This window comes from Flavobacteriales bacterium (assembly GCA_025210805.1).
Classification (GTDB): domain Bacteria; phylum Bacteroidota; class Bacteroidia; order Flavobacteriales; family CAJXXR01; genus JAOAQX01.
Genome location: JAOAQX010000027.1, coordinates 1 through 19691, shown reverse-complemented (window position 1 = coordinate 19691; position 19691 = coordinate 1). Strand labels below are relative to the sequence as shown.

Sequence of the window (19691 nt, the reverse complement as noted above, 5' to 3'; positions counted from 1 at the left end):
ACCAAAATGGGTAAACTAAACTATGCAATGGTGATGCAAATCATTGCAGTGATTGTAAGATTTAGTGGAGGTTTTATTCTCCTGAGTTCCTTTGTGAGTTGGTTTTATGAAGAAAAAGTATTTGTAGATATCTTGTTAACTGGTTTGCTGTTAATCGGATTATCTTTTATTGGGAAATTCTTCCCAAAAACCCAAGATAAAGAACTTAGCAAGAGAGACGGTTATCTAGTAGTGGCTTTAGGATGGATTTTTCTGACTATTTCTGGTGCTTTACCTTATTGGTTTTCTGGAGCAATCCCCAATTTTACGGATGCTGCTTTTGAATCTATCTCTGGATTTACCACAACAGGTTCTTCCATTCTTACGGATATCGAATCTATGCCCAAAGGATTACTTTTTTGGAGGTCGATGACGCATTGGCTTGGAGGAATGGGGATCATCGTTTTGGCTGTGGCTATTTTACCTCTTCTTGGTGTTGGAGGAATGCAGTTGTTTGTAGCCGAAGCTCCTGGACCTTCTGCGGATAAATTAAGACCTAGGATTGCCGATACTGCAAAAAGGCTTTGGATACTCTATGTGGCACTCACTGGAATTCAGTCTATTCTATTGAGAATCGCTGGAATGAACTGGTTTGACTCTGTCAATCATGCACTTTGTACGCTTTCTACAGGTGGTTTTTCCACCAAAAATGCTTCTTTGGCTCATTGGAATGACAATCCATGGATTCAGTATATCGTAATTATTTTTATGTTTATCGCTGGAGCGAACTTTGTACTTACCTATTTTGCTCTAAACGGAAAAGTGAAAAAACTTACAGGAAATGAGGAGTTTCGTTACTATTTCGGAATAGTAGCATTGTTTACCATTGTTTCTACTCTTTTTATATACTTTCAGGCAGATGTATCTCAAAGCTCAATTGCTCATCCAATGGTTTGGGGAGCTTTAGAAAGTGCTTTCCGCCATGCACTTTTTCAAGTATTAGCGGTAATCACCACAACGGGTTTTGTTACAGCTGATTTTACCATGTGGACTCCCATTTTAACAGTACTCTTCTTTGGGATGATGTTCTTGGGTGGATCTGCGGGTTCTACAAGTGGTGGGGTTAAATTTGTAAGACATATTATCATGATAAAAAATGGTTTTATGGAGTTTAAAAGACAATTACATCCCAAGGCGATTATACCCGTTCGTTTCAACGGAAAAGCAGTTCACATGAAGATTGTTTATAATATTCTGGCGTTTTTTGTAATTTATATGTCCTTTTTTATCATTGGAGCTTTGGCTTTGGCACTTACAGGACTCGATTTTCTTACTGCCATAGGTGGTTCTGCCACGGCTTTAGGGAATGTAGGACCTGGTCTTGGAGATGTAAGCCCAGTAGATAATTTTGCACATTTACCCGCTGCTGCAAAATGGATTACTTCTTTTTTAATGATTATTGGACGTTTAGAATTGTTTACATTTTTAATTATCTTAACTCCATATTTTTGGTCTGAAAGATTTTAATTGTTTCCCATATGCTAGAAGAACTTTTATCGATAGACAAAGAAATTTTCATTTATCTTAATAACCTTGGGACAGAGACTTGGGATGGCTTTTGGTTATTTATCACAAATAAATATACCATGATAGGCTTCTATGTCTTGATGATGTATTTTATGTACAAAAAGTTTGGAAAGAAATTTTGGATTCCCTTACTTTTTACAATTCTTTGTGCCGCTTTAAGTGATCGTATTTCAGTGGATCTTTTTAAAGAAGTTTTTAAAAGACTTCGTCCTACCCATGATCCATCAATGGACGGTTTATTCCGAGCTTTACAAGGGAAAGGTGGTCCATATACATTTGTGTCTTCTCATGCTACCAATGTTTTTGCAATGTCTTTTTGGTTATATCATTTGCTCAAAAAAGATTTCCCTTTTCTCAAATGGTTGTTTCTAGGGGCAACTATTGTGGCTTATAGTCGCATTTATGTGGGAAAACATTACCCTTTGGATCTAATTGGCGGAGCTTTATTAGGTTTAATAATCGGAAAAATGGTCTTGGAATTATTTCGTTTTCTATCTAAGAAATGGTTTGGGAATTACCTGTTAAAATAAAGGTGAAAAATAGGTAAATGAACACTGTTATTTGGTTAAGTGGAAGGATTCAGCGGTAAGAAAACCTTAAAAAAATGAAGCCTATTTCTTCAAAATTCCTTGATATTCCAAAATATTTTGAGCAACTCCATTCACATAGTTTTTTCTCATATCTAGAGTTTTGGCAAGTTCTGCTCCTTCAAACCCAGAAATGTTTTGATTGCTAATGTGTTGGTTAAAAAAGGTTAGATAATCATGAGCCAAAGGCAGATAAGACCAATGCCATTTCTCCTCTGAATAGCCTGTTCTACCGTTTTCGGCTGTATATACTTGATAAAACCCAAATTTGTGTGCATTTTGCACTAACCATTCATATTCTTTTTTCCCCTTTCCATGATCAAAATATTCATTATTTAAGTTGTTGATGTCTATGTCTGTTCCCCAATGATGGCGAGAAGTAGAGGGCATAGAAGAATACTCCAATATTTTTTTTGCTCGATCTAGCGGTGTGAGCTCCTCATATCTTTTCCATTTGCGTTCCCAGATTGCTTTTTGTTCCCAAAAACTGCGTGTTCCCGAAAGTATTTTTAGTGAAATATCGGCTTTTTGTGCGGCTTTTGCCATGGCAACAAACTGTTGTAGCGTTTCTTTTTGGATATAGATTTTCTTGGTAGAAAGATGAGTAGGCACCACTTTGAAATTGGCGTGTTTTCGATAATTGAATTTTCCCATTACAAAAGTTTTATCAAGATCTAATAGAGCGATTTTTTCTCCCAAAAACTTGGGTTTTTTCTTGGTTATAAGGTCTATAAAGACTTTTGTTTTCGCAAGATATTCTCTCAAAACCGTTTTCCAACCATAACGATTACTCACACTTTGTGCATTAAACCCAATGGCTTTTATAGAGAATCTTGAAGCCAAAAATACGGCTCTTTGGTTATGAAACTCTTGAGAAATAATTGTAAATCGTTTTTGACCAAATACTTCCTTTGCTCTTACAACAGAATCTAATGTTCGGAAACCCGCATAATCCAAATAAATTTTATGGGCAGGAATTCCTCTTTTAATCAGTTCGTTTTTTATTTCCCTTGGCTCATTATAATAAATTGTTCCATTATCCCCACTCACAAGGATAATATCTATTTTTTTTGCCTCAAAAAGGGAAACAGCAGCATCAATTCTGTATTGAAAATAAAGATTGATAAAATTGTTTTTTACATATTTAGAAGTTCCTAAAAGTAGTCCTACTTTATTATGAGGTATTTCTTTTGTTGAGGTATAAAGATAGGGCTTACTGTTTTTGATGATTTTAGAATTGGCAATAAACACCATGAAAACTACTAGGACTAGACTAATAGAAGCGAAAAAAAACAATCGTTTTAAGATTTTAGAAATATTCATAATTCTATGAATTTGTAGGGGTGGAAATTATATATATCTTCATCAAAAAGAGACCTTATGTCATTACTAAAGGATTATTTAATTCATTCATAATAGTTACGATATTATGAAACACGTGGGGAAAACACTAGAAATGGTATATTATCTTCTATCTTGAGCAAACCAATACCATTTGATAAAATCTAAAAGTACTAAATTTTTAGTTTGAATGCAAATCCATTTTATTATCGGGTGAAATAAATGCATAACAAATAGAAAGACTGGCTTCCATTTTCCAATCTTTCTATCAAAAGCAATGAGTTTACTATCTTTAGATTGAATTTTGCCTAATGCGTAGAGTTTTCTAAGGTTTAAAGATCCTTCAATGGATTTGTTTACAAAATCTTTATTTTCATTGAGTCCTAAATGCAATAATCTATTTTCTATTCTTTGGATTTTGATTCCCTTTTCTAGGGCTTGAATACCAAAAATAAGGTCCTCATAGCCATAGTCCTTAATGTTTTCGTCAAATTTCACTTTATTGAAAGCTAATTTGTTAAGAAAAAAATTATTAGACTTAAAGCCTAATTCATCTTTTATTTCCTTTTCGATACCATATTTCCAATGAAACTCACAACGTGTATCTTTACAAGAAATTTCATAAGCCGTTCCTCCACAAAAAATGGTGTTTTGTTCATTCAGAAGTGCTAAATCCCAATATTTTTTTAGAAAATCTTCCTTTAGGGTCATTGAGTCACCGTCCAAAAATAGCAACCAATCATACCGAGCCTTTTCAGCTAAGAGATTTCTGTTTTTAGCACGTCCCACATTTTCCATCAAAACGGAATAAAAAGTGTTGGGAAGCTTATTGATGTCTTCTTTTTGAGGGAAATGGGAAGCATCATCAAAGCCAATGATTTCAAATGGAATATTTAAAGAAAGAACCTGTTGATGAAGCTGCTTTACAAAGTCTGTAATATCCCAATGATAATTTGCAATGAGTATCGATAATCCTTGCATTTACGAAGGAATTTGATCTATTTCTTGAATTTTCCCTTGAATACATTGATACATCTTGCTGGGATAGGCCTTAACGATATTATAATCATGTGTCACCATCACTACAGCCTGTCCTTTTTCTTGAATTTCTTTGAGTAGTTTCATGATTTCCATAGAAGTATTCGGGTCTAAGTTACCTGTAGGTTCATCGGCAAGAATTAATTGAGGATCGTTGAGCAAAGCTCTTGCAATAGCGATTCTTTGTTTTTCACCACCCGAAAGTTCATGAATTTTCTTAAATCGTTTATTTTGCATTCCTACTAAAAGAAGTAATTCATCGATTCTTTGATCAATTTTCTTTTTATCTTTCCAATCGGTAGCTTTTAGAACAAAAGCTAAATTTCCTTCTACATTTTCATCTGGAAGGAGTTGAAAATCTTGGAAAACAATCCCAATTTTTCTTCTTAATAGATGATTTTTCTTCTTTTTTAAGGTTTTAAGATCCATATTGCAGACTGTTAAAGTCCCTTTTTCAAAAGGAATGTCGGCATAAATGGCTTTTAGTAAGCTACTTTTACCAGATCCTGTTTTCCCTAAAAGATAGACCCATTCTCCTTTTTCTACGGTAAAATCTACCTCTGAAAGGATTAAATGATCTTCTTGAATTATATCAATATTTTTTGCTGCTATCAGTGTGTTCATTCTTTTTAACGAAAATATGCTACTAAACTAAAAAAAATCTTTTTACTATTCTTAATTTAGCAGAAACAAGTAAAGATTATTTTATGAATAACTATTTTAAAGCATTAATATTCACCAGTGCTATTTCTTATAATCTTATGGCACAACATCAGTTGCCCATAAGTGATCAAAATAGTTTATTAACAAAAGCTTCTCAATTAATAAATGATGAACAATTTGCTTTAGCAAAAGAAGAACTGTCAGATTATTTACTCATTAATGAATCTGTGGCTGAGAAAAAAACTCGGAAACATGCAGAGATGCTCATGGCATATTGTTCTATAAAAATGGATGAAGAGAACTCTGTGGAAGTTGCCGAGAAGTTTATCGATGAAAATCCAGAAGATATTGATAAAAATCTTTTGTATTTTGAACTTGCCAATAAAGCTTTTCAGAAAAGAAATTATAACAAAGCTTTGCATTATATAGATGCATGCGATGCAAATTTTCTTTCAAAAGAAAAGAGAGAAAAATACAGTCTTTATGAAGGATATTCTTTCTATAAAGCAGGTAAAATAGACAAAGCCTTAGAGGTCTTTTCTCGACTTGCAAATAGTTCCAAAAAATATCAATATGAAGCACACTGGTATAAGGCATTAATTCATTTTGAAAAAGAAAACTGGCAAAATTGTATTAATGAAATACAAACGGTAAAAAATCATATTCCAGCAAATCAATGGAGTATATATGAGGTGAAATCCCTCTATAATCTTGGTAGATTTAATGAGGTTGTTGATAAAAAATACTCGAATTCTAACCAAGGAAAAGCCAAGTGGGAAATTTTGGAAATAGAAGGACTAAGTCAGTTTCATCTTAAAAATAAGCAAGAAACGGCAAAAATTCTTGGCGAATTATATCAAAAGAAGCAAAGCATGAGTGCCGAGTCTCGTTATGCTTTGGCATTTACCCATTATCACCTTGGAGATAAGAAAATGGCAGAGAAAGTGGCAAAATCTGTTAAGAGAGATCACGAATCTTTAGATTATCAGAATGCTCAGTTTCTTTTGGCAAAAATTTATTTAGAAAATAAGGACAAAGAGAAGGCAGCTTTTGCTTTAGAGCAGGTTCTTAAAAATAAAAACGAACTGGGTTCTCAAGAATTATCACATTATCAATTGATCAAATTATCTTTTGAGCAAAAAATATCTTTTGTAGATACAGAGGAATTTATTTATTCCTTTATGGAAAAGTATCCAAACTCAGTTTACAAAGAAGAATTGTTTGGTCTTTTGGTTCAAAATTTCATTAAAAATAAAGAATACGAAAAAGGCGTTGGACTTTTAGAAAGTGTTGAACTTAGAGATATCCGTTTAAGAAAATTGTATCAAGAAATCTGTTTGTATAGAGGGATTCAATACTATAATCTAAAAGATTACCCTAAAGCCATAAGCTTCTTTGATAAGTCAATGACCCAAAAGGTGAATCCAAGATACACTGCAAAAGCTAGTCTTTGGAAAGCCGAGGCGTTGAATCAGCAAAAGGATTATGCAAAGGCTTATCAAGAATACAAAAAATTTGATCAGCTTTATGCTTCAAGATCTGCGAGTACAGAACGAAATATCTATAAATATCATTTTGGATATACCGCATTTAAACAGCAGAAATACAGTCAGGCTGTAAAACAATGGGAACGATTTGTGAACTCACCAGGGATTGATCAAGCACAAAAAGTAGATGCTTACCTTCGTTTAGGAGATGCTTATATGTTGATGCGTTCTTTTGATAAAGCTAAGGATAATTTTAGAATGGCAGCAGATATGGAAGGTGATCATATGGATTATGCAACCTATCTAGAAGCCATTTGTGAAGATGTTTTAGGAAATAAAGAAAATGTAATTCAAATTTTAACAAATTATGGATTGAGTTATCCAAACAGTATTTATGCAGATGATGCCTTGTTTTACCTTGGAGATACACATTTTAAAAGAGGAAATCAAGGAAAAGCTTACAGTCTCTTTAATAAATTTGTAAAGAAATATCCAAATAGTAAGCTATTACCCAATGCCGAAATAAGTATTGCGAATATTAACTATAATAACCGTTACTATGATTTGGCTTTACAAAACAATAAAGACATTGTAAGTAAATATCCAAATACAGAATTTGAAAAACAAGCCATTGAGAATATCAAAAACATTTACTATTCTCAAGGAAATGCCCAATCTTATTTAGATTATATTGCGGCACTAGGGAAATCAGATGAATCTCAGGAAAGCTTGGATAATTATACATATAACTCAGCTTTTAAACTTTTTAAAGAAGCAAATTTTACAGAGGCTGCAAAAAGTTTTGAGTTTTATCTCCAGAAATTTCCAAAAGGAATTCATTTAAAAGAATCTCAATTTTATTTAGCACACGCATATTTAAAAACAAACCAAGAAGACAAAGCAGCAAGTAGCTTAGAGAAAGTAGTAGCAGAAGAAAATTATAATGAGTTTTCTGAAGAAAGTTATTTGCGATTAGCAAATTTGAATTACAACAAAAAGAACTTTGCTAAAGCTAAAAAATATTATCAGAAACTAAAAGACAAAGCGAATACTGATAATTACTTAAAGAAATCTATGATTGGTTTAATGAGAACATCGAAGGAGCTCAAACAGTTTGAAACAGTAATGACCATGTCCTCTTCTTTACTATCCAGAACAGACATTAGCGAAGCACAGAGAACAGAAGCTTCTTATTTGCTTGGAGTTTCAGCATTTGAAAACGGGTCTTATAAAGTGGCACAAGAACAATTACAGCCTTTTGCGAACAATGTAGGATCGCCACATTTATCTCAAGCAAATTATTATCTTCTGTCTATCTTAAGTAAGAAAGGAAACTATAAAGGTGTTTTGAAATATTTTTATAATAATAACGCCAATTTTAGATCTGATAAAGAAATTTACGGAAAAAGTATGATGCTTTATGCACAAGCTTATCAAGAACAAAAAGATTTTGAAAACGCTAAACTTGTCTATCAGAAAGTAATAGACATTAATCCAAATGAGCACATTGTTTCTCAAGCAAAAGAAGCATTAAGTCAATTGGAAAGTAAATAAGAAGATGAAAATATTTAGCATGAAAAAAAGATATATAGCAAGTTTCTTGTTTTTAGGAACTGTTACCAGCCTTTTGGCACAAGTAGATTCTGTTCAAAATAATCAGTCGGATTTTAAAAAATCTTACGAACTCTATAAAAATTACCAGCATATTGTTAAAAATGTCAATAGGCTGGAAAATAGACCTCATTTTTCGGATACTAATTTTATTCCACGAACCTTTACTTATGATCTTCCCGTATTAGTAAATGATCAGCCAAGTATTCAAAAAGGAAATATAGAAAGACAATTATTTAACCCTGTTTCTTCTGATGGTGTAGGGATGCTTTATAATAATTATGCATTGGTAGGCTATGAAACAAAACACGCTCCCTTTGCCGAAGTTTCTTTTTATAAAAAAGTAGATGATTTTGGAATAGGAGCTGTAGGTTTTTATAAAACTGATAATCAACAAAACAACCAAATTCCCTATTTAGGATACCGCAAGGGAGGATTAAAGGTTTATACCGATTATCATGGACAAGATCTAAATTCCAAGGCACATATTTCTTACCAAAGTAGGACACACTATTTGGCAGATTTGATTGCAGGATCAGATTTTTATGCAAGAGATAAAGTAGGATATGATTTTTTCTCCTTTGAGGGACAATTATCACCTGTTTCAAAAAAATCTTTTCTAAAAAATATAAGTATAGCTTATGATTATGCAGGATTAGAAAAACATGCAGCCAACAACAGAATTGACTTAAAAGCTTCGCTTGCCCAATATTTAATTTTGGATAAAATGAAATGGCATGTTGATGGTTCTTTCACTTTCTCAGAAAATTCTTTTGAGAACGCTTCATTTTCCTCAAATAATATGAACCTTTTTGTTTTGAGACCTGGGATTTCTGGTTATCTAAATAAGCTTCATTATCGTTTGGGTATAAAATATCTCAGAAAAAGTCAATCAATAAATCAAACAGGCGAAACAGACTCATATTATCCAGAATTAAGCGTGCAATACACTTCTAAGTACCATACTTTTTTTGGAGGTTTTGAAGTAGATCATCGTATAAATGACTATCACCAACTCGTAAGAACGAATCCGTTCTTAACAAGAGGTGTACAAACAGTAAACACAAGAATTTCACCTTTCTTTTTTGGAGGGATAAAAGGAGTGTATAAAGATTTCGATTATCAATTATCAGGGCGTTATTTTATAGGAGGAGAATTTTTATTCTTTGATAAAATGCAAACGACAGTAAACGGTTACCTAAAAAATAGTTACACAGCCACCCATTTAGAGGGAGATAAATTCGAAGTTTCGGCAAAAATAAAATATCCATTTAGTTCCAAGCTGAGCTTGAATGCCGAGGGGCTTTTTCAGGTTTTTAATTTAGCGAATAATCAAATTACTCGTCATACACCTGTATTGACACTTATGGCAGCTACAGAGTACCGCTTTACTGATGATTTTACAGCCTATGGATCTGCTAAAATTAGTTCAGAGCAAGAATTTGTTATCATAGATCCTTTAGCAGATATTTCGGGATCGAAATCTACTACCGCCATTTTTGATTTATCAGTGGGTGCTAAATATGATTTTGATGACCAATGGAGAGGATTTCTAGAAGTAAATAATTTGTTAAATAGAGAATATGAAATATGGCAAAACTATGGACAGAAAGGAATATTCTTGAGAGGAGGAATAAGATTTAAGTTCTAAGGAAAATATTCTTTTTTTAATAGAAAAAAGGCTATATTTGTTAGGAAGATGAAAAGTGTGTACCCACACAAGTTTTCTACAAAAGTTTAGTTGTTATAGTAGTGAACCTTTGGATTTTTTCAAAGGCTCACTTTTTTACGCTAGAAACTATCGATTTGTAGAACAAGCAAATTCATTCAATAAAATTTTAATCAAGAACATTATAAATGTCTGAAGAAAATAAAAACCCAGAATACTCAGCAGGGAGTATTCAAGTACTAGAGGGATTAGAGGCCGTAAGAAAAAGACCGGCAATGTATATCGGAGACATTGGGGTGAAAGGACTACATCATTTGGTTTATGAAGTAGTAGATAACTCTATTGATGAAGCATTGGCAGGTCATTGTGATACTATTTCTATTTGGATTAACGAAAATAACTCCATTACCGTTCAAGATAATGGGCGTGGAATTCCTACAGCCATGCACCCAAAGGAGAAAAAATCTGCCCTAGAAGTAGTAATGACCGTACTACACGCTGGAGGTAAATTCTCAAAAGATTCTTACAAAGTTTCTGGAGGGCTTCACGGAGTAGGGGTTTCTTGTGTAAATGCACTTTCTACAGATTTGAAGGTAAATGTACACCGTGGTGGTAAAATTTTCCAACAAGAATACAAAATTGGAGTTCCACAGTATGATGTAAAAGAAGTAGGAGTTACGGATATTACAGGAACTGTTGTAACATTCCAGCCAGATATGAGCATCTTTACAGAAGGTGTATATCACTATGAGATTCTTGCTAATAGAATGCGAGAATTGGCATACTTAAATAAAGGAATAACGATTCATCTTATAGATAAAAGAAACAAAGATGAAAAAGGGGAGTATATTCAAGATACTTTTATTTCAGAAAATGGACTAGAAGATTTTATCAAATTCTTGGACGAATCTCGTGAAGTTCTTACCAAAAATGTGATCCACATGGAAGGGGAGAAAAACGATGTTCCGGTAGAGGTAGCAATGCAATATAATACTTCTTATACAGAGAATTTGTATTCTTATGTTAACAATATTAATACCCATGAAGGAGGAACTCACTTAGCAGGTTTCCGTAGAGCACTTACAAGGACGTTAAAATCCTATGCCGAAAAATCGGGTATGTTGGCAAAAGAGAAAATCACCGTTAGTGGAGATGATTTCAGAGAAGGACTTACAGCAGTTATCTCTGTAAAGGTAATGGAGCCTCAATTTGAAGGTCAAACCAAAACTAAACTAGGTAATAAAGAAGTTTCTGGAGCTGTAGATCAATTGGTAGGAGAGATGCTTTCCAATTTCTTGGAAGAAAACCCTGTAGAAGCCAAGGATATTATCCAAAAGGTAATTATTGCAGCAAAAGCCCGTCATGCAGCCAGAAAGGCAAGAGAGATGGTGCAGAGAAAAACTGTAATGTCTTTAGGTTCGCTTCCTGGTAAATTATCTGATTGTTCAGAAAAAGATCCTGCCCTTAGTGAAATATTCCTTGTAGAGGGAGACTCTGCAGGAGGTACAGCTAAGCAAGGTAGAGATAGAATGTTTCAAGCCATTTTGCCTTTAAGAGGAAAAATATTGAACGTTGAAAAAGCACTTCCATATAAAGTTTTTGAAAACGAAGAAATCAAAAATATGTTTACCGCTTTGGGAATCACTATAGGAACCGAAGAGGATAGCAAAGCTTTAAATTTGTCAAAACTGAGATATCATAAAATAGTTATCATGTGTGATGCCGATGTCGATGGATCTCATATTGCTACATTGATTCTTACATTTTTCTTCCGTTATATGAGAGAATTGGTAGAGCAAGGATATGTGTATATAGCAACACCTCCACTTTATCTCGTGAAAAAAGGAAGTAAACATCGTTATGCATGGGATGATAATCAGCGAGATATGCTCGTTAGAGAACTAGGAGGAGAAGAAGGTAAAGGTGTAAATATCCAAAGATATAAGGGTCTTGGAGAAATGAATGCTGAACAACTTTGGGATACTACTATGAACCCAGAACACAGAACTCTTAGGCAAGTTTCTATTGATAACCCAGTGTTAGCAGATCATACTTTTTCAATGCTTATGGGAGACGAAGTTCCACCACGTAGAGAGTTTATTGAGAAAAATGCAACCTATGCAAATATTGATGCTTAATAGTTGTTATTGTTTCTGATTTTTTAAATAAGTCATATATAAAACCACTTAAAACAATGCTTTTAAGTGGTTTTTTTATTTTTAATACAATAGAAAAAGAAGTGAGACCTTTTACTGGTATGATATGAGGTAATGATTAAAACTTGTTGAAATCAGTGATATAAGCGAGAATTGAACAAGTAATCACTGCGATACTAGTATAAACCAAAAAAAGTCCTTTACAATAAAAAATTGCAAAGGACCTCTAGAAACTATTGAAACAATAGATAAAATTGTGTAATAGTTATTTTACAAACTTGATTGATTTGTTTTCTGTTTGGATCAAATAAGTTCCTTTTGAGAGTGTAGGAAGTTCTACTATATTTGATTCGTTTACTGTAGAGCTAGAAACCAATTTTCCGTTTATATCAAAGATATTGATCAATCCAGAGTATGCTTTTGAGAAAACTAATTCATTATTATGAATAAAGATATCTTCTTTTTTGTTCAATTCTTCTACGCCAATTCCTAGAGTTTCAAAAGTGAAAATACTAATTGTACCACTCACTTCATTTGAAGTAATCAAGAGATTTTTGTTTGCAGGACTTTCACTTGCAGGAATAAACAAAATTCCTTCAGGAGCTAAATCTTTTGCTTGAGCTGATTCTGCGTCTACAGAAAAATTACGATTGTTTAAGTATTGGACGAACTCTGGTGACGATGGGTTGGAAACATCATAAATCATAACACCACCTATTCTTTCAAGACCTATAAAAGCGTAAGTTTTACCATCTACCACTCCAATGGTTACTGCTTCGGGCTCAGTTCCCTTGTTGTCTGATCTTTTATCAAAAGAATCATTATCGTCGTTGTCAGCATTGAAGTAGCTAGGTAATGAGTCTTTTATTGTTTGAGCAAAGTCATCTCCAGAATCATAAACTAGGTTGAGGTTTTCATCAAAGATAGAAAAAGAACGAGCACCGTAAGTATAAAGTGTTTCATATTGTCCATCATAATTAGAATCTCCCATAGAAACGGTAGCTTTCATTCTCCCTATTTTTTCATCTTCTTGAAGTGATGCTGCATTTGGGAAGGCAATTGTATCAAGATCCATTTTAGATATTTTAGACTCATCTTCGTATTCATCATATTCTTTTCCGTCTCCTTCGTTTGCGGTAGCAATATAAGTAGTTCCACTAATTTCAAAAGAAGCAATGGCATCTGGTTGATACATTCCCATTATTGGGTAGTTTGAAATATTAATTGCTCCATCTTTGTCGGAACCATCAAGTCCATTTCCGGCAGCATTATGGTCTTTAAATCCAAGACTTTTTAGCATGCTGATAGAGTTATCGGCAAGTTTTATTTTTGCCATTGCATTGTTCTCTTGGAAAACAACATAAGCATATTCAGAGTTTTTGTCTACAGTAATATATTCTGGTTCTAGTTCAGATTGTACAGTATGACTAACTTTGTCTTCAAAAACATTAATACGATCATCAATAAAACGCAGCTCTACTTTATCAAAAGCAGCAAAGTCACTTCCACCATTCTGTTTAGCCATTAGTCTAAGTCTCACGTGCGAAGTCCCAGCAGGAATAGCAATATTGGTTCTTTGCCAAGCATCAGTATTTTTATTTAAAGCAACGTAATTTGACATTTCCCAATCTGTACCATTGTTAAAATTAAGAATATATCCTATAGAGTCAGTACCATCATAACCAATTGCATTGTGATAAAAAGAAACATGGCCACCACTAACTTTACTTGAGATATCTTTAGTGTCAAAAGTGATTGTGTGCCATCCATCATGATTTGGGTTATCAAGATCCAAAAGACCGAATATAGAATCCCCTTGAACTGGCTTAATTTCGTTATTTGTTTTATTAAACTTATTGATGACACCCCATACATCTCCATATAAGATTACATTGGTATCTTGGTCATTATAGGTTGTAGGGTTAAGTGCATAATCCCAGTCTCCTTGACCATCGAATGAGTTTCGAATAGTTTCGAAATTTGCAAAATTGATTTCTTGCGAAACTGCTGAAGCAATTCCTCCGGAAATATCTATGATATGAATAGTACCATTTGGATTCTTAGAATAATCATCATTAGGCTCTCCTTCACAAGCAACAATAACCTTTTTACCATCTGGGGTAACTGTTACCATATCAGGAAGTGCACCCACTGTAATTTCTTTTTCAAATGTACCGTTCATATCAAAGAAAACTACTTTTCCGTTTTCTTGTTTGTCTGAATTTTCTACAGCGGCAATAATTTTACCATTTTTGATCACTACAGAATTTGCTCCAGCTCCATAAGAACTAAGTGAGATACTATCAATTTTGGTTGGGTTTTGGATATTTGAAAGATCCAAAATATCCAAAGTTCCTTGATGAGCATTAACAAAGACTAGTTTCTTAGTAGTTGGGTCGAAAGCTGAAATTTCGGCAGCTCCATCATCAAAGATTCCAGAATGATAGGTAGATACGTGTTCTAATACTGGATAGTTTTGTGCATTTGCCATTAATACACAGGCGAATAACGCAGAGAATAATGTTTTCTTCATGTTTCTATATATTTAGCTACGAAGTAAAGCTTCTGGTGTTATTCTAATTTTAGAAGGAAGAAAAGAAAATAATATTTTCAAGTAAGATTAATGTTAAATGTGAACTTTGTTTTAAGTTTTGTTTTTATCATTAAGTGTTAATGAAAATAGTTGTATTAAATAGAATTAATTTGTTGAGGAATTTTTGTTAAATTTTGTCAGATTTCTGACGGAATTATTATGAAATTGTAAATAATTAAGACTGTATTTTTATATTTAGTGTCAATCTTTTGACGTAATTAAACTAAATACAGTCATTAGTATGACGGAATTTCTATAAAATTATAAATCATTGAAACTGTATTTTTAATAATTGCGTCAATCATTTGACGGAATTTAGAAAAATACAGTCATTATAATGACGTAATATCTTTAAAATTATGAATTATTGAGACTGTATTTTTCGTATTTGCGGTAATATATCGACGGAATTTTATTAAATTGCATTAATTAACTGACGGAATTACTGTAAATTCCGTCGATAATATGATGGAATTATGAAAAAAATAATTCGAGATTTAACAAACTTAGTTCTGAGAAAACTACAACCGAACAAAGTGATAATCATCTTCGGAGCAAGAAGAGTAGGAAAAACTGTGCTCGTAAAAAAAGTATTATCCCAAGTGAAAGAACCTGTACTGTATCTAAATGGGGAAGATATCAATGTGCATTTTCGATTAGAAACACGAAGTATAGAAAATTACAAACAAGTGATAGGGTCATATAGGTTACTTTATATAGATGAAGCCCAAAAAATTCCTGACATTGGACAAAAACTTAAATTGATGATAGATGAAATAGAGGGATTAAAAATAATCATCTCAGGTTCGTCAGCTTTTGATATTCTAAAAAACACTGGAGAACCCTTAACAGGGCGGAAGTATTCTTTCCATCTCTATGCTTTTTCTGAAAACGAATTTCTTCAAACAGAAAACAGCATCGAAAAAATGGAAAGAATGAAAGAACGTTTGGTTTTTGGGAATTACCCAGAGCTTATTCATCTTACCGATCGTGAAGACAAAATAGATTACCTTAATGAAATGGTCAGCTCTTATCTATTAAAAGATATTTTAATATATGATCACTTAAAAAATGCCCAAAAAATATACAATCTTCTTAGATTAATAGCTTTTCAGATAGGAAAAGAAGTTTCACTTCAGGAACTTGGAAAGCAATTGGGAATTAGTAAAAATACAGTAGAAAAATACCTGGATTTACTGTGTAAAGTTTTTGTGCTTCATAAAGTGGAAGGATTTAGTAGAAATATGAGAAAAGAGATTACTAAAAGCTCCCGTTGGTATTTTTTGGATAACGGCATTCTTAATGCAGTCATTGCTAATTTTAACACCGTAGAGCAGAGGAATGATGTAGGAGCTTTATGGGAGAACTATATGATTGGTGAGCGATTGAAGTTTCAAGAGTATAATAGACTTTCCTCTAATAACTACTTTTGGCGAACCTATCAACAGCAAGAAATAGATTGGGTTGAAGAAAGAGAAGGAAAACTTTTTGGATATGAATTCAAATGGAAGGAATCCAAAGTGAAAATACCAACCCAATGGAAAAAGGCTTATCCCGATGCTTCTTTTGAGGTGATTAATAAGGATAATTATACGGATTGGATCATTAGGGAGGATAAATAATTATGGGTATTGGAGCAAAAATAAAAATTGCCGAATCAGAGTTGTCTTTAGGAGCAAAAGGAAAAGCATTTAGACGATTAGAGAATTTAACGCAGTACCATCCAAATAATATGGAACTCAGAAACCAAGTGGCGGAAATCTATTATGAAAGTGGATTCTATGATCTAGCAGGTAAATTCTGGATTTTTCATGATCCAAAAGAACCGCGTATTTCAAAATGTGTGAGCATTTATGAAAAATCAATGAATAACTCAGGTTTTAGAATCCTGAACGATTTAGTTTTTAGAGGGAATAAGAAGGATCTTCCTATTTACGGTCAAAAGAAATTAGAAGAATTGGAGGAGAATAGTTTAGCATTTTATCATTCCATCCCAGAATTTGTATCGAAATTAAAAACCGTTGAAAATAAATCTACAAAATTTGAAAAACAAACATGGAAAGAACAACTGTCTCAAATAATCTTATTCTCTACAATCATTTATTATTCTTTTTCTTGTAGGCTTGATAAGTACTATTATGTGGCTGTTTTAATGTAAGTATTTTCATTTTCTAGAACTCAAAAAATATCACTACATTTACCTCAATAAATTAAAGGTTATGAACTTGAAAACCAAATCGAAATCTTGGAGAGAACGTTGGCATGAGATTATTTATGAAGCAGATACAAAAGAAGGAAAGCTGTTTGATATCATATTACTCATACTCATACTGTCCAGTATTGGTGTGGTAATGTTAGAAAGTGTGGAAAGCTATAGAGAAACACATTCCAATTTGTTGAATTATGCAGAGTGGGTGATTACTATATTTTTCTCCATAGAGTACATTATGCGTATTTTGGTAATCAATAAACCTTGGCGTTATATATTTAGTTTTTATGGAATTATTGATCTACTTTCTACAATTCCTAAATATTTGAGTTTATTCTTTGTGGGAACACATGTTTTTGTTGCTGTTCGTGCTTTAAGATTGCTAAGAGTTTTTAGAGTACTCAAGTTAGTGAGATATGTTGGAGAAGCAAATCTTTTGATGAAATCTCTAAAGGCCAGTAAAGCAAGAATCTTGGTTTTTTTGATGGCAGTTTTTAGTTTATCAATAATTTTAGGAACAATAATGTATCTAATAGAAGGACCTGAAAATGGATTTACAAGTATTCCCAGAAGTTTTTATTGGGCAATAGTTACATTAACTACCGTGGGTTACGGAGATATTTCTCCACACACTGCATTGGGGCAATTTATTGCGACCATTGTTATGATTATGGGATATGGAATTATTGCTGTCCCTACGGGGATTGTAACAGTAGAAATGAGCAAGCAAGCCCAGAAAGACATAGATCTCAATACCCAATCTTGTAGATCATGTTCGGCAGAGGGGCATTTGGACGAAGCAGAGTATTGTTACTCTTGTGGCGAGTTTTTGTAAATTAAGGTTAGCTTAGCTTTTTCATTTTTTTGTTGAGTAATAATATCTCATTTTGCAGATTATTTTTTGCTCGTTTTTCATAGATATTTCTAAAGTAAGCCGTTTTGAAGATAGTATCTGAGCTCAATAAATTTTGCAATACCAGAATTCTTCCATGGTAATACTGTCTATTTGAGTACATTTTGTATTCATTTCGAATTTGATTACAATAATTTTCATAAACAGATTCATTTTCACCTAATATAGCTAAATCTATATCTAATAGATAGTTAGTGTCTAGGTGACTACTTTTTTCATGCCTTTTTGTCGCTTCTATCTGTTCTGAGCATTTCTGTATATTGGTGAAACTTGTTTTAGACAAATGCTTTTGCATCAAAATTGCACTCTGCTTTTCATTGTCATTGGCGGTAGCATCATAAATGATATCATGATAGAAGACGGAAAGCTTGAAAGAATCTAAATCGTCAATATCATTTTTGACGTTTTCTAATTCCTCAAACATCAGGGTTAGGTGGCGTAAATTATGGTAATGCCTTGAATGATCATTGTAAGCATTTTCAATTTCGGACCAACATTTTTTTATATACTGTACATCATTAGAGTATTTGGAGAGTAGGTTGATGTATAAATTATTAAGCATATTGTTTTAGTATCTAGAGATTTAAATTTAGGCTTTTTTCTGTTAGTAAGAAAGGTATTGTGTTTTAATTACTAAGGTGGTGAATAATTTTATTCATCTACTGTTGTGTCTTTTAAAGAATATCGGGGAGTATGAAAAGAATTGTCAGATATTTTTTTCTAGTGCTGATAACTCCTGAAATTGGAATATGTTTTTTAATAATCGGAAATCAGTTGTTTTTCAGTGAGGTAGAAATTGGAGAGATTTAGATAGTAATTGGTATTAATCTTTTTAGCTGTAATCTACTGTTATTTAGTGTTTTGATAGTTGTGTGTTACGTGTTATTTTCTTGTATATTTTATAAATTATCCTAAATCCAAAATTACGCACTATTTGTTTGTTCTTGTTGGTTAATCAGCTTTTATCGGTGTAGTATTTAACATAATATCATAAACTAAATTTGAGTGTAATATTTTCTTAAAGAAAAACAATGTTTATATGGAGACAAATCTACCTATTTACAAATGCTGTGGAGGATATTTCGTTTTGGATATTCGTGTGGAATTAACAGAGGGGGGAGAAGACTTAATACAATTGGTGAAATTTATTTGGATGAAGACTGAGTAAATAAGTTCCAATTTTTACTTTGGTCACACAGCGGATTTATGAATGATGATTCTAATGGAAGATAAATACTAAAATCATAAATATGATTCTCTCTTTTGATAGTTAAATTACAAAAAAAGGTAATTGTTTGTCGTCAATATTACCAAGTGAGTTTAATAAAACAAGTAGTTTTAAAGTATTCTTTAGTTAAAAATTCAAGGTCAGCTTTGAATTTGGATGGTTAATAATATGGTTAAATAAGAAAATAGGATTAATATTTTGATGAAATGCAATGAAAAGTGCCACCTATTTTTCTACTTAGGAATGTAGAAAAGATATTTATTTGTGATACTTTATGTATAAATAGGAATTGGAGGTTTTAAAATAATACTGTTTTAGTAAGGTATAGTATATATATTAACTGCTTCTTTCATGTGCTTATCAAGAGGGGAGTCTTCTCCATAAGGGTCGTGTTTTGTCTTTATACAAGAACTTCTATCTTTTGTTGAAGATTCCTTTCGAATAAATATTAACTATAAATCCCTTAAATATCAACGCATAGCAAAAAACCTTCAAAAAAACTTAACAAAAGGCATACGTTTAATTAAAAAGATTTCTACTTTTGCCCTCGCAATTGAGACAAGGCACAGCGTTGCTTCGATGAATTGCAAAGATCATTGATAAGATGAGAGCGGAACTCTTACTGGATTT

General features: G+C 32.7%; 14 protein-coding genes and 1 pseudogene. 9 read left to right on the top strand and 6 right to left on the bottom strand.

Translation table 11 applies throughout. The features are described from left to right. Positions 1-6: 6 nt before the first annotated feature. The gene (locus N4A45_10245) at positions 7-1506 is read left to right on the top strand and encodes a TrkH family potassium uptake protein (protein MCT4665601.1); all 1500 of its coding nucleotides are present in this window, start codon (positions 7-9) and stop codon (positions 1504-1506) included. An 11-nt stretch (positions 1507-1517) separates the two neighbouring features. Then, a complete protein-coding gene (locus N4A45_10240) occupies positions 1518-2096 on the top strand; it encodes a phosphatase PAP2 family protein (GenBank protein MCT4665600.1) in 579 nt (192 codons plus the stop codon). 81 nt (positions 2097-2177) lie between these two features. Here the strand turns inward: N4A45_10240 and N4A45_10235 are convergent, their stop codons facing one another. The 4 genes and pseudogenes from N4A45_10235 to N4A45_10220 all read right to left on the bottom strand — a co-directional run bounded on the left by N4A45_10235 (position 2178) and on the right by N4A45_10220 (position 5156). Then, a complete protein-coding gene (locus N4A45_10235; GenBank protein ID MCT4665599.1) occupies positions 2178-2807 on the bottom strand; it encodes a M15 family metallopeptidase in 630 nt (209 codons plus the stop codon). Positions 2808-2831: 24 nt separating this feature from the next. Beyond that, positions 2832-3476: pseudogene (locus N4A45_10230) on the bottom strand (YdcF family protein). A 141-nt stretch (positions 3477-3617) separates the two neighbouring features. After that, the gene (locus tag N4A45_10225; protein MCT4665598.1) at positions 3618-4475 is read right to left on the bottom strand and encodes a glycosyltransferase; all 858 of its coding nucleotides are present in this window, start codon (positions 4473-4475) and stop codon (positions 3618-3620) included. Next, positions 4476-5156 carry an ATP-binding cassette domain-containing protein gene (locus tag N4A45_10220; GenBank protein ID MCT4665597.1) on the bottom strand — a complete coding sequence of 227 codons (681 nt, stop codon included), beginning with the start codon at positions 5154-5156 and terminating at the stop codon, positions 4476-4478. Between the two features lie 83 nt (positions 5157-5239). Here N4A45_10220 and N4A45_10215 point away from each other — a divergent pair, with 83 nt between their 5' ends. From N4A45_10215 to gyrB, 3 genes are all read left to right on the top strand, one after another. After that, positions 5240-8236: a tetratricopeptide repeat protein gene (locus N4A45_10215; protein ID MCT4665596.1), complete on the top strand. Its 2997-nt coding sequence runs from the start codon at positions 5240-5242 to the stop codon at positions 8234-8236. A 19-nt stretch (positions 8237-8255) separates the two neighbouring features. Continuing rightward, complete coding sequence (locus N4A45_10210) at positions 8256-9944, top strand: hypothetical protein (GenBank protein MCT4665595.1); 1689 nt, start codon at positions 8256-8258, stop codon at positions 9942-9944. Positions 9945-10150: 206 nt separating this feature from the next. After that, the gene (gyrB, locus tag N4A45_10205; GenBank protein MCT4665594.1) at positions 10151-12100 is read left to right on the top strand and encodes a DNA topoisomerase (ATP-hydrolyzing) subunit B; all 1950 of its coding nucleotides are present in this window, start codon (positions 10151-10153) and stop codon (positions 12098-12100) included. A gap of 283 nt (positions 12101-12383) precedes the next feature. Here gyrB and N4A45_10200 read toward each other — a convergent pair whose 3' ends face one another. Next, positions 12384-14651 (bottom strand): T9SS type A sorting domain-containing protein, encoded by a 2268-nt coding sequence (locus tag N4A45_10200; GenBank protein ID MCT4665593.1) that lies wholly within the window; start codon positions 14649-14651, stop codon positions 12384-12386. A 536-nt stretch (positions 14652-15187) separates the two neighbouring features. Between N4A45_10200 and N4A45_10195 the strand changes: the two genes are divergently transcribed. From N4A45_10195 to N4A45_10185, 3 genes are all read left to right on the top strand, one after another. Further along, entirely contained in the window at positions 15188-16333 is a 1146-nt protein-coding gene (locus N4A45_10195) for an ATP-binding protein (GenBank protein ID MCT4665592.1), read from the top strand. 2 nt (positions 16334-16335) lie between these two features. Continuing rightward, positions 16336-16869, top strand: a complete 534-nt coding sequence (locus N4A45_10190; protein MCT4665591.1) for a hypothetical protein — start codon at positions 16336-16338, stop codon at positions 16867-16869. 61 nt (positions 16870-16930) lie between these two features. Continuing rightward, positions 16931-17755, top strand: coding sequence for an ion transporter (locus tag N4A45_10185; GenBank protein MCT4665590.1), 825 nt, complete (start codon positions 16931-16933; stop codon positions 17753-17755). A 7-nt stretch (positions 17756-17762) separates the two neighbouring features. On the opposite strand, the gene N4A45_10180 is transcribed toward N4A45_10185, so the two are convergent. Further along, a complete protein-coding gene (locus tag N4A45_10180; protein MCT4665589.1) occupies positions 17763-18395 on the bottom strand; it encodes a hypothetical protein in 633 nt (210 codons plus the stop codon). Positions 18396-18872: 477 nt separating this feature from the next. Between N4A45_10180 and N4A45_10175 the strand changes: the two genes are divergently transcribed. Continuing rightward, entirely contained in the window at positions 18873-19001 is a 129-nt protein-coding gene (locus N4A45_10175) for a hypothetical protein (protein MCT4665588.1), read from the top strand. The last annotated feature ends 690 nt before the right edge of the window (positions 19002-19691 follow it).

Bases quoted from the DNA above. Each gene is read 5' to 3' on its own strand.
- N4A45_10245 (MCT4665601.1), top strand. From the start codon at position 7: ATGGGTAAACTAAACTATGCAATGGTGATGCAAATCATTGCAGTGATT.
- N4A45_10240 (MCT4665600.1), top strand. From the start codon at position 1,518: ATGCTAGAAGAACTTTTATCGATAGACAAAGAAATTTTCATTTATCTT.
- N4A45_10235 (MCT4665599.1), bottom strand. From the start codon at position 2,807: ATGGGAAAATTCAATTATCGAAAACACGCCAATTTCAAAGTGGTGCCT.
- N4A45_10225 (MCT4665598.1), bottom strand. From the start codon at position 4,475: ATGCAAGGATTATCGATACTCATTGCAAATTATCATTGGGATATTACA.
- N4A45_10220 (MCT4665597.1), bottom strand. From the start codon at position 5,156: ATGAACACACTGATAGCAGCAAAAAATATTGATATAATTCAAGAAGAT.
- N4A45_10215 (MCT4665596.1), top strand. From the start codon at position 5,240: ATGAATAACTATTTTAAAGCATTAATATTCACCAGTGCTATTTCTTAT.
- N4A45_10210 (MCT4665595.1), top strand. From the start codon at position 8,256: ATGAAAAAAAGATATATAGCAAGTTTCTTGTTTTTAGGAACTGTTACC.
- gyrB (MCT4665594.1), top strand. From the start codon at position 10,151: ATGTCTGAAGAAAATAAAAACCCAGAATACTCAGCAGGGAGTATTCAA.
- N4A45_10200 (MCT4665593.1), bottom strand. From the start codon at position 14,651: ATGAAGAAAACATTATTCTCTGCGTTATTCGCCTGTGTATTAATGGCA.
- N4A45_10195 (MCT4665592.1), top strand. From the start codon at position 15,188: ATGAAAAAAATAATTCGAGATTTAACAAACTTAGTTCTGAGAAAACTA.
- N4A45_10190 (MCT4665591.1), top strand. From the start codon at position 16,336: ATGGGTATTGGAGCAAAAATAAAAATTGCCGAATCAGAGTTGTCTTTA.
- N4A45_10185 (MCT4665590.1), top strand. From the start codon at position 16,931: ATGAACTTGAAAACCAAATCGAAATCTTGGAGAGAACGTTGGCATGAG.
- N4A45_10180 (MCT4665589.1), bottom strand. From the start codon at position 18,395: ATGCTTAATAATTTATACATCAACCTACTCTCCAAATACTCTAATGAT.
- N4A45_10175 (MCT4665588.1), top strand. From the start codon at position 18,873: ATGGAGACAAATCTACCTATTTACAAATGCTGTGGAGGATATTTCGTT.